Genomic DNA, 14,143 nt, shown 5'->3' with positions numbered 1-14,143 from the left:
CGTATTCTCACCATCCTCCTGCGGCCTGGATAAGCGCATCACGGACCCGTTCGACGTCTGGATTAGCTTCCGAGCCCGGACGTTGGACGAGGAAGAGCGTGTTGAGTGGCGGTTCCTCGGGATCGGCGAGCAGGATCAGTCGACCGTCGCGAAGGTGCTCCTCGCAGAGGGACTGCGGTAGAACGCTGTATCCGGCACCGGAGGCCACTGCAGAGACCACGGCGTGCAGATTCGGGACGGTAAGTGCGACGCTGGCGGGCGGTCGTTGTTTGCCGAATACGGTGCGCCAGTATCGGCGCACGATCGGCATGTCGTCGGCGTAGGTGACGAGGGGAACGCCATGAAGCGCCACGCACAACCCTGATTCGGTCGTGATGTCGCGGACGTGATCGGCCCATCGGGGTGAGGCGACGAGCACGTATTCCTCGTCAGTGAGGGGGTGGGACTCCAACGCTCGGCCGCGTGGTCTGCGAGTGCAGATGATGAGATCCTGTTGACCTGCGCGGAGGTCGTCCATGAGGGGATCGGTCAGGCCCTGTCTCACCCGCAGCTGGACACCGGATGCCACAAGCTCAGACAAGGCGGGCAGCACTCTGGTGCACAGGAGCTCCGAGGGGCCGGCCAGGTGCACGGGAGATGTGCGGCCACGCTGTGATCCGGTCCCGCCATCAAGGACGGATAAGGCGTCCAGCGGTACGGACACCCGTGCAGCGAGCTCGTCGGCGGCCGGCGTCGGCTCAACTCCGCGCGGCAGCCGGGTGAATAAGCGTTGTGTGGTCAGGTTCTCCAGGGAGCGGATCTGGGCGGTGACGGTCGGCTGTGAAAGCCCCACCTGTGCCGCAGCCGCGGTGAATGATCCTGCCCGGTAGACCGTGAGGAAGGTGCGCAGCAGGTTCAGGTCCACGTGCTCTCCGGCCCTGGCCTCCTCGCCTTGTGTCGTCGCCTGTGCTTTTTCCGTCATGTGTCGACCTTAGCTTGAGTAGCAATCATAATAATGATGGCAGGGATTGGTACTGCTATTGGTTTGCGCGGCTGACCTGGGACTAGGTTGAAGTTTCGAGAGGCGGGAAGACCGCCGATACCGATCTGAAGGGAGTGACGGAATGTCACGTGTACTGATGCCGCTGACCGCGGCTGCGTCGTTGACGCTGACGGATGGGGGCTCGCACCCCACAGGATTCTGGGCGGAGGAGTTTGTTGTGGCGCATCGAGGGCTGACGGCAGCCGGCCATGAGGTCTTGCTTGCCACGCCACACGGGAAGCCTGCGCCCGTGGACCCCGGGTCCGTGGACGCGGCCGCTGTCGGACCGCAGGCGGCGACGGAGTTCGCTGACTATCTGGCACAGGTCAAACAGCTCCTTGAGCACCCTGCGGTGCTTGAAGACCAGATGGCGTCGGACTTCGACGCGATCGTTCTTCCCGGCGGGCACGGCCCGATGGTCGACCTCGCCAGCGATGATGCACTCGGGTCAATCCTGGCGGAAGGCGACGCGTCCGGCACGATCATCGCCCCGTTCTGCCATGGCCCTGCTGCATTGCTGAGTGCGAACCGGCCGGATGGATCATTCGTCTTCGCGGGACGAAAGCTGACCGCGTTCACTGATGCCGAAGAACAGACAGGTGGGGTCGTCGGGGTCCCATGGTTATTGGAGAGCCGCCTGGTCGAGCGCGGTGCGCTCGTCGAAAGCGGTGAGCCCTGGGCGGATCACCTCGTCATCGACGGCAACTTGATCTCGGGCCAGAACCCTCAGTCCAGCTCATCGGTGACCAATGCGGTGCTCGAGGCCCTCGCATGAGCGCCGCGGTGTTCGAGCCCATCACCCTGCGTGGACTCACCGTCCGAAACCGGCTGTGGGTGCCGCCGATGTGCCAGTACATGGCAGAGGCCCAGGACGGTGTCGCGACCGACTGGCATACAGTGCACTACGGGTCGCTCGCCCGTGGTGGTGCAGGGGCGATCGTCGTGGAGGCCACCGGAGTGGTCCCGGAAGGACGCATCAGCCCAGAGGATCTCGGACTATGGAACGATGCACAGCGCGACGCTCTCTCCCAGGTCGCCACGTTTGTGCACGCCCAAGGTGCCGCACTGGGGATCCAGCTTGCTCATGCCGGACGTAAAGCCTCGGTCGAACGTGAGTGGGGCACGGCGAATCCCGGGCAGAGCCTGCCGGTGGACCAGGGTGGTTGGGAAACCGCCGGCCCCTCGGACGTTGCCTACCCCGGCCTCACAGCCCCGGTGGCAATGGACGAGAAGGGGATCGACGCGGTCGTCGAGGCGTTCGCAGAAGCGGGCCGGCGGGCAGTTGAGGCGGGTCTGGACTTCATTGAGCTGCATGCCGCACACGGTTACCTCATCCATGAATTTCTCTCCCCGCTGAGCAACCGACGACAGGATGCCTACGGCGGATCGTTGGAGAACCGGGCACGGTTCCTGTTGCGCGTCGTGGACGCGGTCCGCGCGGTGGTTCCCGAGACAATGCCGTTGGTGGCACGCCTGTCGGCTTCGGAGTGGACCGACGGCGGTTTCGACCTGGACGAGACCGCCCAGGTGGTGACGTGGCTCAAGGAGCGTGGAGTGGATCTCGCCAGCATTTCCACCAGCGGCAACGTGCCCGCGCGCATCCCGGTGGGACCGGGGTATCAGACACCGCACGCCACCGCGGTCAAGCAGGCTACCGGCATCCCGGTTGCGGCAGTCGGGATGTTGGACGAGCCCTGGCAGATAGAACAGGTCGTGGCGACCGGTTTGGCTGACATTGCCCTTGTGGGACGTGAGTTCCTGCGCGACCCGTCCTTCGCGATCCGTGCAGCCCGGGAGCTCGGAGCCGTCGCCCCGGTACCTGGGCCGTACGAGCGCGCATACCGGCAGACTCACGGCCGACGCTGACCAGCGCTGACCGACGCTGACCGGCCCCACCCTGTGAAAGGAAACCGCATGACCACCCAGAACGCCATTCACTGGCCCGAGCGCTACCTGCCTGGGACGACCGACAACTACGTCTCGAATGAGATGATCGTCGCAGGAATCTCGGCTACACAGATCTGGAGGTATCTGACCGACACATCCACGTGGGAGGCCTACTACCAGAACGTAGCCGACATCACTTTCCCGGATGGCCCCGTCCTCGGCGATGCCTCTGTATTCTCCTTCAGCACATTCGGCTTCCCTCCCCTGTCCGCACGGATCGTCGAGTACGAGGCCCCTGCTGAAGGTATCGCGGGTCGGCTGTCGTGGACGGCGACGCAGAATGGTGGCCCGGACGAGTTCCTCGACGTGCTGCACGCGTGGCTGGTGGAGGACCTACCCGGGGGCCGTGTGCGTGTCCTGACGCAGGAGTCGCAGATTGGTCGACCCGCCGCAGATCTCGCTGCGCAGCGCCCGAATCCGATGCTCAACGGTCACCAGGCTTGGCTCGACGGCCTTGTCGCTGCTGCAGGAAACTGACAGAGGACGGTCCACCCGTGTGGCCACGCGGGGGTCATTGCGTCACACGTGGGGGAGTTCCGCGTGACCGTGGAACAGGGTGGTCGTGGCACCACCGACCAGGACGTTGCGTCCTGAATCGACCGGGGTGACGCTGATGCGTCCCGTGCGGCCCAGGACGGTGCCCTGGGCGGCGGTGTAGGCTTCGGCGATCTTCCCGCTGCGCAGCAGCCACTGTCCGACGGAGGCGTTGAGCGACCCGGTGACCGGGTCCTCCGCACCGGCGGCACCGGGCACGAAAGCGCGGATCTCCAGGCGGCACGCCGCACCGTCCGGGTAGAGGCCGAAGACGCCGACCTTCAGGTCGGGGTGGGTGCCGAAGTCCGGACGCAGGTCCAGGACGTCCTGCGCGTGCGGCAGTTGCACCGCCGCCCACCCGGGGCCGTTGTCGGCCCACTGGTGGTCGATGATCAGCGAGCGGTCGATCCGCAGCGCCTCGCTGATCCGGGTGAGGTGCTCCTCGTCCAGCGGCCCGGTGCGGGTCGTCGGCGGGGCGGTGAAGGACAGCGCGCCGGTGCCGGGATCGCGGTGGACCTCCACCAGGCCGGCGGCGCACTCCTGGATGATCAGGTCGCCCTGATGCGGCGTACCGCCGACCTCGAGCCAGGCGTGCGCGGTGCCGAGGGTGGGGTGTCCGGCGAAGGGCAGCTCTCCTTCGGGCGTGAAGATACGCACGCGGTAGTCGGCCTGCGGGGCCGGTGCGTCCTGCGCGGGATCCGGGGTGGACGGGGAGAGGACGAAGGTGGTCTCGGAGAGGTTCGTCCAGCAGGCGATTCGCTGCATCTGCTCGTCGTCGAGGTCGTCGGCGTCGAGGATCACGGCGACCGGGTTGCCGCGGTAGGGCTCGGCGGAGAAGACGTCGACCTGGGCGAAACGGTGCTGGTGTGCGGGGTCGTGAGGCATGCACGCATCGTACAGCGGAGGAGTTACAGGCTCAGTGTCCCCTGCGCGATGAGCACGATCGCGACGATCGCTGCCGCCGAGACCCCGGTGGCGATGACCCACTCGAAGGCGTTGAACACCCGGCCGCCGGCGCGGCGACGGGTCACCACGTAGGCGATCATGCCCGGCACGATCAGCACCATGCCCATGAGCACGTACTTCACGTCCGCGGCGTAGAACAGCCACAGCGAATAGACCAGCGCCAGCACACCGGTGAGCAGGTGGACGCGGTTAGTGCGGCGGTCGACCTTGGGGCCGGAGAGGTCGAACTTCGTGCCGGCATCCGGGTGCGACAGTCCGGCACCGCGGGTGCACAGGAACACCAGGTACAGCGCGGAGAAGAGGTAGGGGATCAGGTACAACGATGTCGCGAGCTGAACCATCGTGGTGTACGCGGACTCGTTGAGGTAGAACACCACGATGAACAGCTGGATGACCACCGCGGAGAACAGCTGGGCGACCACCGGGGCACCGCGGTGGTTGATGTAGCCGAGTTTGCGGGGCAGCAGACCGTCCTGCGCCATCAGGGTGATCGGCTCGGCGCACAGCATCTGCCAGGAGACGTAGGCGCCCAGCACCGAGATGCACAGTCCGATCGACACCAGCCCGGCACCCCACGGGCCGACGACGAGTTCGAGCACTTCGGCCATCGAGTTGTCGCCCATCGCGGCGAGTTCCTCGCGCGGGGCGACACCGTAGGACAGGAAACTGACCATCACCAGCAGCAGGAAGACGGTGAGGAATCCGAGCAGGGTCGCCAGCGAGACGTCCTTGCGACGGCGTGCGCGCCGTGAGTACGTTGACGCACCCTCCACACCGATGAACGCCCACACGGTGAACAACATCATGCCCTTGACCTGGTCGGACAGGCTGGACGCCTGGTCGGCGTTGTCACCGAAGGTCTCGGCGGAGCCCCAGAAGTCGGCGGTGAAGACCTCGGTGTGGAACCCGGCGAAGGCGACGATGCCGAGGAAGGCGAGGATCGGCAGCAGCTTCGCCGCGGTGGTGACCACGTTGAGCACCGCGGCCTGGTGCACGCCGCGGGACAGCGCCAGGAAGATCACCCAGTTCAACCCGGAGACGAAGAACGCCTGGACGAGTGACTGCCCGTCGGAGAACAGGGGGAGGAAGTGGCCGAGTGAGCCGAAGAAGAGGGTGGCGTAGCCGACCTGGGCGATGATGCTGCCCAGCCAGTAGCCCCAGCCGGAGGCGAAGCCGACGAAGTCGCCGAGCCCGCCGCGGACGTAGCTGTACACCCCGGAGTCGAGGTTGGGTTTGCGGTGCGCCAGTGCCTGGAAGACGAAGGCGATGCACAGCATGCCGATGCCGGTGATGACCCATCCGATGACCGCGGCGCCGGGTGAGGCGACGGCGGAGATGTTCTGGGGCAGGGCGAAGATGCCGGCACCCACACACGAGCCGACGATGAGCGAGACCAGCGTCGGCAGGCGGACGGTGTCCTTGCGGGCTGTGGACCCCCGTGTGTCGGGGTCGGCGGAGAGGCCGGTGTCGGCGGAGGTGTCAGTCACGGGGAGTCAGAGTATCCCGAGTGCCGTGGTGCTCACGAATGCGGTGCGAGGACTCCGGTGGTCGACGATGATCATGTGGGTTTTCCGCGGTCAGCGTCGGCTCCGTGGTCGCGACCTTCGCGAACGATGTTCTCGACGGCGTCGGTGGGAATGTCCTTCCTCATGTGGGCGGTGCGCTCGAAGATCTCCGCATTCTTGCTGAAATCGCGGTGGGGAAGGGGCATCGTTGGCTCCTGGTTAGTGGTCGCTGGTCAGCGCACGCAGGTGGCGCAGGATGGCGGCACCGTCCTGGCTGATCCCGTTGTGCTCCCACCGGTTGGTCACGTGGGGACGCAGGCCACGGATCGTGGCGGCGGTCTCCATGGATAGTTCGAAGGGGACGAAGATGTCGTCGAGGTACACCGCGGCGGCGGTGGGGACCTCGGTGCGCCGCAGCTGCTCGGCGTCGTACAGGGGCGTCCAGTCGTCCTTCGCGGCGAGCAGGTCGGCGACGGCCTTCCACGGGCGCAGCGCGGGGTCCTCGTCGAACTGCCAGGGGAAGAAGTGCTCCGCGGTGAGGTAGAGCGGCGAGTCGGTGTCACCGTCGGTGCGTCCTGCGTTCTCGGCGAAGCCGGGGACCTCCTCGCGGATGCGGTCGGCGGCCCAGTTCGTCGCGGTGTCGATGCCGTAGATCGTCTCGTGGACCACCGCGTACAGCGGTGCGTCCGGCACGGAGAGGTGACCGGCGAGTTCGGTGAGGAAGGGGGTGCGCAGCCGGCGGCGTCCCGCGATGCCCGGGCCGCCGGGCACCGGGCGGAACGGGTCCTCCAGCAGGTAGGCGAGCATGTCGAAGCCACCGGTGCGGCCAAGGTTCATGCCCACGGTGCGGAAACGGCGGGACGTCAGACGCTCCCCGGTGGGCAGCGTCTCCTCCGTGTCGTCCAGGTGCCGGCAGATCTCGGCGACACGGTCGGCGGCCCAGGGGAAGCGCTCGTAGAAACGCTCGTTACGCACGGCGGTCTTGGCGAAGGTCGCCCGGTAGATGTCGTCGACGCTGGTGTGTGGGGCACCGACGTAGCCAGGCAGACCGCCGGTGAAGAACGCCTCGCGGACGCCCTCGGGGCGGAAGGAGAGGTAGGTGGTGATGCAGAAACCGCCGAAGGACTGCCCGAGCAGCGACCACGGCTGCTCGCCGAGGGCGTGGCGTAGCAGTTCGGCGTCCTCCACGATGCTGTCGGCGCGCAGGTGGGTGAGGTATTCGGCCTGGTCGTGGGGTGTGGGGCCGAGGGCTTCGGGTGCGGCGACATCGACCGGGGTGGAGCGGCCGGTGCCGCGCTGGTCGAACAGGATCACCCGGTAGTTCTTGAGTGCCTCGCCGAGCCATCCGGACAGCGCACCGCCATCCCCGTTCGCGACAGGACGCGGCGAGCCGTGGCCGGGGCCGCCCTGCAGGAACAGCAGGGCGGGGCGGTCCTCGCCGCCGTCCGGCACGTACTCGCGGGCGTAGATGTCGATGGTGCGGGGGTCGGTACCGCCGTGGACGAGCGGTGCGGTGAGCACGTGCTCGCGCACGGTGTGCCCGTGACGCCGGGTGGAGGTCGTGTGCAGGTCGGTGCCGGAGGAAGCGGGGGAGTTCATGCCCTCAAGTTCTACCCGAGAGCACGGACATGGACGGAGGTGGTCATAGTCGATGCTCTGGCGCTGGGGCCGAGGCCGGGGAATAATGGCTGACACAGACACCTCACAAGGGAGGATGCGGAAGATGGCTACTGGATGGGACGCTGACGTGTCGCCTCGGGTACGACGTGCCCGGGCTCGGGCGATCGTGTCGCACAGCCGGGGTACAAACAGGGTGCTTCCGCGGCGGATCTACGAGGACGCCGAGGTTGATGTTCCCCCAGAGGCGACGGACGAACTACAGATCGTCCCCCGGAAGCGCCGCTGGTGGCAGCGTTGGTCCGCGTGATTCGACCGGTCAACTAGCCGGGAGACAATCGAGACCATCCAGGTCGTAGTCCACGACTACCGGTGAGTGGTCAGAGAGTCGAACCCCGCGGAAATCTCGGTCGACCTGCGTGGTGACTGCGGCGCGGGCCAGGCGCGGCGTCGCCAGGTGGTAGTCGAGCCGCCATCCCGCATCCTTCGCGAAGGACTGGCCGGCCCATGACCACCACGAGTACGGGCCGTCCTCGTCCGGGTGCAACCGGCGGACGACGTCCACCAGTGTGCGGGTCGAGAGCTGCTGGCCGAACCATTCGCGTTCCTCCGGGAGGAACCCGTCGTTCTTCTGGTTCCGTCGCCACGCCGCGAGGTCCTGCTTGGTGTGCGCGATGTTGAGGTCACCCATCAGCAGGAACTCCCTGCCATCGGCCACCGCAGCGCGCCGGGTGAGTGTGAGGTAGCGGGCGAATCCCGCCAGGAACCCCATCTTCCGGTCGTAGCGGGCACCGCCGTCCGGTGCCTCACGCATTCGCCCGGGGCGTTGCAGCTCCGCCGGGAGTCCGCCTTTGGGCAGGTAGAGGCATGCGATGGTGACCGGGGCCTCGGCGAGATCGACCTCGATGTAGCGGCCCTGGGTGGTGAAGGGCCGCAGTTTCCTCGCCAGCGGAACCCGGTCGTCTGCGGGGACGTCCCGGAGGTCGGCGGCCGTGCAGTGTGGGGCGCCGAGCAGTGCCGAACCGCTCCATGTGCGCACCGCCACCGGCGGGCGGCGGGTGAGTACGGCGACGCCGTTGCGTCCTGCGATGGAGCCGGTCTCCAGGGCGACGTGGTAGTCGCCGAAGGCGGCGTCCGGCAGCTTGTCGGCCTGGGCGCGGACCTCTTGCAGGGCGACGACGTCGCAGTCGCGTCCGGCGAGCCAGTCGCCGAAACCACGGCGGTGGGTGGCGCGGATGCCGTTGACGTTGGCGGTCGCGATGCGCAGCATTCCCTGAGGTTACCTCCCGTGGGGCGGGAGTTCTCCAGAGGCTGGAAGGTACCGGAAAGCACCGGAAAGCACCGGAAAGCACCGGAAAGCTAGGAGAGCCTCTTGGAGAGGTGGATGAGTGAATAGTCCCCGACAGGCGTGCGAGCTGTCTCGACGTACCCGCTGCGCTCGTACAGGCGGATGTTTGCCGTCGAGTGTTCCCCGGTGAAGAGCCGCATCTCCAGGGGGTGGGGGAACGCCGTCTCTGCCTCACCGAGCAGGAAGCTTCCGATCCCCTTTCCCTGCATGTCAGGAACCACGGTCAGGCGTCCCAACTCAACGGTGGAACCTATCCGACGTAGTCGCACAGCTCCGATCAAGCGCCCGTTGTCCCGGACGCCGAGTGCAGCGACGTCCGGGGCGGCCAGTTCGGTGCGTAGCTCGTCGAGGCTCTGGGTCAGAGGTGGCAGGTCGAGATCCTGGTGTGCCCGAGCCTCTGTGACGTAGGCGGCGCGCTGGAGGGTCATGACTTCCCCGACATCGGCATCGCCCAGCGCGGTGATCGCGTACGTGGTTGTCTTCGGCATACCGTGACTCCGTCCTTGGGGTGATCGTGATCCTACGGGACCGGGAGATGCTGTGCTCGGTGTGGAGTACAGGGGTGTGGAGGTATCGTCGGCCCGGTGTACAGCATCTCCGCGGCGGACCTCGACGACCCACGTGTCGTGCAATTCATCGGTGAACACCTGCTCGACCTGGCTCCCACAGCTCCTGTCGAGAGTCAGCATGCGTTGGGTCTGGCTGAACTGAAAGATCCGGGAGTGAAGGTGTGGGTCGCCGTCAGCGATGACCGTGGTCATGATGTGGTCGGCTCGGTGGCGCTCGCACCGGTGGGCATGGGCCACGAGGAGCTCAAGAGCATGCGGACGGATCCCGCCCGGCGCGGCGAGGGGATCGCCGCAGCGCTGCTCGGACATGCGCTCGCTGATGCAGGGCGGAGAGGCGTGGGGCGGGTGTCGTTGGAGACGGGGAGCGGGGACTTCTTCGCACCAGCCCGAAGGCTCTACCGCAGGTCGGGGTTCCTGGAGTGCGCCCCGTTCGGTGACTACGGCGAGGACGCGAACAGTGTCTTCATGACGGTCGAGGTCACCGGGAGTCACCTACCGCGCTCGGCTCAGAGCGGGTAGCCGGTGACCGGGCCGGCGGTGTTGGGCTGCCAGCCGAGTTCCGGGGCGACGTGCTCGGCGAAGGCGGAGAGGATCCGCAGGTTGGCGTCCACGCCCAGCTGGCTGGGGATGGTGAGCATCAGGGTGTCGGCCTCCATTACCGCGGCGTCGTTCTTCAGCGCCTCGACTAGCTTGTCGGGTTCGTCGGCGTAGGTGCGTCCGAAGGTGGCGGTGCTGTCGTCGATGTACCCCACGCCGCCGGAGTCGCCGGAACCGAACATGCGCCGGTCGGTCTCCGAGAGGATCGGGAAGATCGAACGGGACACCGAGGTCCGCGGCGTCCAGGTGTGGCCGGCCTCCTTCCACGCGCTGCGGAACAGTCGCAGCTGGTCGGCCTGCAGGTCGGCGAACTCCTCGCCGTTTGCCTCGGTGAGCAGCGTGGAGCTCATCAGGTTCACGCCCTGCTGTGCGGCCCACACCGCGGTGTCGCGTGAGCCTGCACCCCACCAGACGTGCCGGCGCAGCGTCGGGGAGTTCGGCATCACCGGGACCTGCACATTCGGCTGGTACATGCGCGGGTACTGCTCGTCGAGGGGGAGTGAGGTGGCGATGCCCTCGCCGTCCACGGCGGACATGAAGCGGTCGAACTTCTGCCGTGCCATGGCCGCCCCCTTGAGGTCGTCCGGCTCGGGGACGTAGCCGAACTCTGCATAGCCACGGTCGACGGGTTCGGGTGATCCCCGGGAGACGCCGAGGGCGACCCTGCCGTCGGCGAGGAGGTCGAGCTGGGCGGCTTCCTCGGCCAGGTGAAGCGGGTTTTCATAGCGCAGGTCGATCACTCCGGTACCGACCTCGATGCGGCTGGTGCGGGCGGCCGCGGCGGAGAGGATCGGCATCGGGGCGGCGTGCTGCGGGGCGAAGTGGTGCACCCGCCAGTACGCGCCGTTGACGCCGATCTCGTCGGCGCCGACGGCGATGTCCACGGCGTTGCGGATGTTCTCCTTCGCGCCGGGCATGCCGCGGCCCGGGGTGGACGCTCCGGACGCGGCGAGGTCGTAGTGGCCGAAGCTGAGGAAGCCGAATGCCTTCATGATGTCTCCTTGAGTAAGGAAGTAGTTGATACGTCAACTATATGCCTGTGCGCGCGACTGGCGCAAGGGTCGGTGCTTACCCTGCCAGACGCCGCGCGGCGACCTGCCCGGCGAGACGTCCGGCACGGTTCGCGCCGACCGTCGAGGCCGTCGACCCGTAGCCGGCCAGCAGCACCCGGTCGTCGCGCACGACCTCCACCTCGTTGGTCACGGTGATCCCACCGCCGGGTTCGCGCAGGTGCAGCGGGGCGAGATGGGTCAACGCCGGGCGGAAACCGGTGTTCCAGAAGATTACGTCCACCGCCTCCTCATGCCCGTCGGGGAAAGGACGCCAACTGTCCGGCTGGACCAATGAGGTCGCGTCGGCACCGTCTGCCCCACCAAAGGTCACCGAGTACTCGTTGATGCCGGTGAACATGCCGCGGGAGACCAGCGTCCCGTCCGCCACGCCCGCTAAGTACTCGGGCAAGGCCGGGATGCCGGTGTTTGCCACCACCGAGGCCGGACGCCGCCCGCGCTCGGTGTCATCGCGTACACGCCGCTCCACGTCCCGGCCCCAGGAGGCCTTGGAATTGTCGAAGGTGTAGTCCACGAAATTCGGCGGACGGCGCGTGGCCCAGACCGTGGACCGTGCAACACCCGACCCCGGCGCGAGTTCCAGCAGGAACTGCACCGCACTGAGTCCACCGCCAACGACCAGCACCTTCTCGCCGGCGAAGTCCTCCCGGCGGTGGTAGTCCGCGGTGTGCAGCTGCCGTCCGGCGAAACGCTCGATGCCGGGCACGTAGGGGATGTAGGGGTGTGTCCACGTGCCGGTGGCGTTGATGAGCAGGCGGGTGGTGATGCGGGTGCACCGCTCGTCCAGTACCACGGTCAAGGTCAGCGGGCCGGTCCTGTCGCCCTCGTCGCTCACACCAGCCTCGCCACCTTCGCCACCTTCGACCCGGATGACCCGCGCCGGGCGCCGCACCTTCAGTCCGAAGGCCTCCTCGTAGTTGCCGTAATAGTCGGCGACCAGGGAGGACGCCGGTACATTCTCGTCCGGTCGCGGCATCGCCATGCCCGGCAGATCAGCAATGCCGTGGGCCCGGCCCAACGTCAGCGAGTCCCACCGGTGACGCCACGCACCGCCGGGCCCGTCATTGCCGTCGAGCACGAGCATATCCTCACCAGCGATATAGCCCTTGCGGACCAGGGCGTGTGCGGCTGCGAGCCCGGCCTGCCCGGCACCGAGGACGACCACCTCGTAGCTCTCGGAGCCTTCGTGGCTCTCTGCCGGAGATCCCGCGTCCGCGTCCATCTACCGGACCTGCTCCAGCACAAGGTCATCGGCGAGATAGCTGCTGTGCGAGTCCCACTCGCCCTGCGTCCACAGGTAGCCGTCGGTCATGCGGCCCAGGATACGTCCGGCCCAGCCGTCCTGCTGCCCCTCCGCGCCACCGTTGACGGTGTCCGCCCCGAACCCCGGGGACGTCGGGTCCCGGCCGTGCACCCCGCCGTTCGCACCCGTCGCCGCCCCGATCAGGTCGCCCGGCGCACGCCAAGCATGGATCTCGGCGTGCCCGTCCAGAGCATCAACATGCAGGTCCGCGGCTGTGCCGACCCCGATGCCGGGGCTGCCGAGGAGGTGGATGGTGTCGGCGTCCAGCGGGGTGGACGGGTCGCGTGCCGCTGCGCCGAGCAGGGTGGTGCCGTAGCTATGCGCCACGACCTGTAGTTCGGCACCGTCGGCGGCCTGCTCACGCAGTGCCGACTGCGCCCCGCGCAAGGCGGGTGCACCGGCCGCAGCGTAGGACGGGTTCAGTCCGCGACTCAGATCGGCCGGTGCCTGGTAACCGTGCCAGGCGATAACGGCGTGCCCGGTGCCGCCGATGCGTCCGGCGTTTCCGGCGGAGCCCAGCAGCGCGCCATCGCCGGACGATCCGACGCCGCTGACCAGCGTGGTCACCTTCTGCGCGGTGTGCAGGTCGCCGACGACGACCACCGCCTGGCCATCAAGCTCCTGCACCGTGACACCGACGGCGTCCGGATCCAGACCGCGCAGTGCCAACTCCCGGCGCGCGGCACCGACCGCCTGGCGCAGGGAGTCCTCGGTGGCGGCGTCCAGCGGGACGTCCAGGCCGGAGGGCATGGTCACCGCCGCGGCGGCAGCCCGCGCGGCAGCCGGATCGACGAGTTCGGCCACCGTCGCGGCATCCAACCTGTCTCGGTCTACCGCGGTGACGGTTGGAGCCTCGCCCACCACGCCCACCACGCTCACCGCCTCGACGACGGAGGCGGTCGCGGCATCCAGGGCGTCGGCGAGCATCCGGCAGGCGTGCAGGACCATCGACCACGCCGCGGCCAGAGTGAGTAGCGGAGGCAAGGGCGCCGGCGGGGTGACTGTGCCATCCGCGGAGACCCGCATCCGGAAGGTTTGCGCCATCCCCAGCACGGGCGCGGCCTGGTTGCGTGCTGCGGTGAGCAGCGTGGCGTGGTGCCCCAGTACGAACCCCACCCAGTGCGCGGCGACGGAGGAGGAGAGCACCCGGTTGGCGCAACTGTCGATTCGGTGGCCCATCGCCTCGGCGGCACCACCGGACCACCCCGGCAGGCGGCCATGGTCGCGCACCGCTCCGCCGGACTCGCGCATCTTCCCGGACGCCCCGTCCCAGTGCTTAGCGGTGGTGGCGGCCTGCTCCACCGGGGCTTCGGCCAGTTCCCGGATATCCATCAGCGCACTCCTGCCGTACCGGACAGGCACGTCGCGGCGTCCTGCTCGGCGGTGCCGACCACCTCAGCGAAGGTGATCAGGTCGGTGGCGATGACGTCGAGCACCACCGATTCCCCGGTGACGGCGTCGGCGACCCGGTCGGTGCCCGCCGCCAGGGCGGCGAACGTCCTCCCGCCGGGCAGGCAGGACGCCGCGGGCAGCGAGTTGGCGACGCCGCGCGCGGCGGCGGCCACCGCCGAGGCCTGGGCGTCCAACGCCTGTGAGGTGGTTCTGACCTGGGACAGGTCGATGCCGAACACGGTCATGGTGCCTCCTGGGCTGGTGCGCTGATGCG

The 14,143-nt window shown here is 68.0% G+C and carries 15 protein-coding genes; 4 read left to right on the top strand and 11 right to left on the bottom strand.

Features of this window, described 5'->3' with window-relative positions; all coding sequences use genetic code 11:
• Positions 1 to 7: 7 nt before the first annotated feature.
• Positions 8 to 961, bottom strand: coding sequence for a LysR family transcriptional regulator (locus ACT3SZ_RS10265; RefSeq protein ID WP_444618448.1), 954 nt, complete (start codon positions 959 to 961; stop codon positions 8 to 10).
• A 142-nt stretch (positions 962 to 1,103) separates the two neighbouring features.
• On the opposite strand from ACT3SZ_RS10265, the gene ACT3SZ_RS10260 reads away from it, so the two are divergent.
• Genes ACT3SZ_RS10260 through ACT3SZ_RS10250 form a run of 3 tightly spaced genes read left to right on the top strand, consistent with a single transcriptional unit; the run spans position 1,104 to position 3,445 of the window.
• The gene (locus tag ACT3SZ_RS10260) at positions 1,104 to 1,796 is read left to right on the top strand and encodes a type 1 glutamine amidotransferase domain-containing protein (protein ID WP_444618447.1); all 693 of its coding nucleotides are present in this window, start codon (positions 1,104 to 1,106) and stop codon (positions 1,794 to 1,796) included.
• Positions 1,793 to 2,887 carry an NADH:flavin oxidoreductase/NADH oxidase gene (locus tag ACT3SZ_RS10255; protein WP_444618446.1) on the top strand — a complete coding sequence of 365 codons (1,095 nt, stop codon included), beginning with the start codon at positions 1,793 to 1,795 and terminating at the stop codon, positions 2,885 to 2,887. Before ACT3SZ_RS10260 ends, ACT3SZ_RS10255 begins: the two co-directional genes overlap by 4 nt.
• A gap of 48 nt (positions 2,888 to 2,935) precedes the next feature.
• Positions 2,936 to 3,445, top strand: coding sequence for an SRPBCC family protein (locus ACT3SZ_RS10250; RefSeq protein ID WP_444618445.1), 510 nt, complete (start codon positions 2,936 to 2,938; stop codon positions 3,443 to 3,445).
• A gap of 42 nt (positions 3,446 to 3,487) precedes the next feature.
• On the opposite strand, the gene ACT3SZ_RS10245 is transcribed toward ACT3SZ_RS10250, so the two are convergent.
• The 6 genes from ACT3SZ_RS10245 to ACT3SZ_RS10220 form a co-directional block, all read right to left on the bottom strand.
• Positions 3,488 to 4,387 (bottom strand): PhzF family phenazine biosynthesis protein, encoded by a 900-nt coding sequence (locus tag ACT3SZ_RS10245; protein WP_444618444.1) that lies wholly within the window; start codon positions 4,385 to 4,387, stop codon positions 3,488 to 3,490.
• Between the two features lie 23 nt (positions 4,388 to 4,410).
• Entirely contained in the window at positions 4,411 to 5,955 is a 1,545-nt protein-coding gene (locus tag ACT3SZ_RS10240; protein ID WP_444618443.1) for an amino acid permease, read from the bottom strand.
• 71 nt (positions 5,956 to 6,026) lie between these two features.
• Positions 6,027 to 6,179: a hypothetical protein gene (locus tag ACT3SZ_RS10235; protein ID WP_444618442.1), complete on the bottom strand. Its 153-nt coding sequence runs from the start codon at positions 6,177 to 6,179 to the stop codon at positions 6,027 to 6,029.
• Between the two features lie 13 nt (positions 6,180 to 6,192).
• Entirely contained in the window at positions 6,193 to 7,542 is a 1,350-nt protein-coding gene (locus ACT3SZ_RS10230) for an alpha/beta fold hydrolase (RefSeq protein WP_444618601.1), read from the bottom strand.
• A gap of 367 nt (positions 7,543 to 7,909) precedes the next feature.
• Positions 7,910 to 8,857, bottom strand: coding sequence for an exodeoxyribonuclease III (locus ACT3SZ_RS10225; RefSeq protein ID WP_444618600.1), 948 nt, complete (start codon positions 8,855 to 8,857; stop codon positions 7,910 to 7,912).
• A gap of 92 nt (positions 8,858 to 8,949) precedes the next feature.
• Positions 8,950 to 9,426: a GNAT family N-acetyltransferase gene (locus ACT3SZ_RS10220; protein WP_444618441.1), complete on the bottom strand. Its 477-nt coding sequence runs from the start codon at positions 9,424 to 9,426 to the stop codon at positions 8,950 to 8,952.
• A 96-nt stretch (positions 9,427 to 9,522) separates the two neighbouring features.
• Between ACT3SZ_RS10220 and ACT3SZ_RS10215 the strand changes: the two genes are divergently transcribed.
• Complete coding sequence (locus ACT3SZ_RS10215) at positions 9,523 to 10,026, top strand: GNAT family N-acetyltransferase (protein ID WP_444618440.1); 504 nt, start codon at positions 9,523 to 9,525, stop codon at positions 10,024 to 10,026.
• Here ACT3SZ_RS10215 and ACT3SZ_RS10210 read toward each other — a convergent pair.
• From ACT3SZ_RS10210 to ACT3SZ_RS10195, 4 genes are all read right to left on the bottom strand, one after another.
• Positions 10,014 to 11,096 carry an LLM class flavin-dependent oxidoreductase gene (locus ACT3SZ_RS10210; RefSeq protein ID WP_444618439.1) on the bottom strand — a complete coding sequence of 361 codons (1,083 nt, stop codon included), beginning with the start codon at positions 11,094 to 11,096 and terminating at the stop codon, positions 10,014 to 10,016. The genes ACT3SZ_RS10215 and ACT3SZ_RS10210 overlap by 13 nt on opposite strands.
• Before the next feature lie 76 nt (positions 11,097 to 11,172).
• The gene (locus tag ACT3SZ_RS10205) at positions 11,173 to 12,396 is read right to left on the bottom strand and encodes an NAD(P)-binding domain-containing protein (protein ID WP_444618438.1); all 1,224 of its coding nucleotides are present in this window, start codon (positions 12,394 to 12,396) and stop codon (positions 11,173 to 11,175) included.
• Complete coding sequence (locus ACT3SZ_RS10200) at positions 12,397 to 13,809, bottom strand: alpha/beta hydrolase (protein ID WP_444618437.1); 1,413 nt, start codon at positions 13,807 to 13,809, stop codon at positions 12,397 to 12,399.
• Positions 13,809 to 14,114 carry a hypothetical protein gene (locus ACT3SZ_RS10195; protein ID WP_444618436.1) on the bottom strand — a complete coding sequence of 102 codons (306 nt, stop codon included), beginning with the start codon at positions 14,112 to 14,114 and terminating at the stop codon, positions 13,809 to 13,811. The genes ACT3SZ_RS10200 and ACT3SZ_RS10195 overlap by 1 nt, the downstream gene beginning before the upstream one ends.
• Positions 14,115 to 14,143: the final 29 nt, after the last annotated feature.

It is taken from the genome of Corynebacterium sp. AOP40-9SA-29, assembly GCF_052377405.1.
In the GTDB taxonomy this organism is placed as follows: domain Bacteria; phylum Actinomycetota; class Actinomycetes; order Mycobacteriales; family Mycobacteriaceae; genus Corynebacterium.
This window is presented reverse-complemented; position numbering and strand designations above follow the sequence as displayed.

Coding starts and splice junctions, on each gene's coding strand:
- ACT3SZ_RS10265 (WP_444618448.1), bottom strand. CDS start 961: ATGACGGAAAAAGCACAGGCGACGACACAAGGCGAGGAGGCCAGGGCC.
- ACT3SZ_RS10260 (WP_444618447.1), top strand. CDS start 1,104: ATGTCACGTGTACTGATGCCGCTGACCGCGGCTGCGTCGTTGACGCTG.
- ACT3SZ_RS10255 (WP_444618446.1), top strand. CDS start 1,793: ATGAGCGCCGCGGTGTTCGAGCCCATCACCCTGCGTGGACTCACCGTC.
- ACT3SZ_RS10250 (WP_444618445.1), top strand. CDS start 2,936: ATGACCACCCAGAACGCCATTCACTGGCCCGAGCGCTACCTGCCTGGG.
- ACT3SZ_RS10245 (WP_444618444.1), bottom strand. CDS start 4,387: ATGCCTCACGACCCCGCACACCAGCACCGTTTCGCCCAGGTCGACGTC.
- ACT3SZ_RS10235 (WP_444618442.1), bottom strand. CDS start 6,179: ATGCCCCTTCCCCACCGCGATTTCAGCAAGAATGCGGAGATCTTCGAG.
- ACT3SZ_RS10220 (WP_444618441.1), bottom strand. CDS start 9,426: ATGCCGAAGACAACCACGTACGCGATCACCGCGCTGGGCGATGCCGAT.
- ACT3SZ_RS10210 (WP_444618439.1), bottom strand. CDS start 11,096: ATGAAGGCATTCGGCTTCCTCAGCTTCGGCCACTACGACCTCGCCGCG.
- ACT3SZ_RS10205 (WP_444618438.1), bottom strand. CDS start 12,396: ATGGACGCGGACGCGGGATCTCCGGCAGAGAGCCACGAAGGCTCCGAG.
- ACT3SZ_RS10200 (WP_444618437.1), bottom strand. CDS start 13,809: ATGGATATCCGGGAACTGGCCGAAGCCCCGGTGGAGCAGGCCGCCACC.
- ACT3SZ_RS10195 (WP_444618436.1), bottom strand. CDS start 14,114: ATGACCGTGTTCGGCATCGACCTGTCCCAGGTCAGAACCACCTCACAG.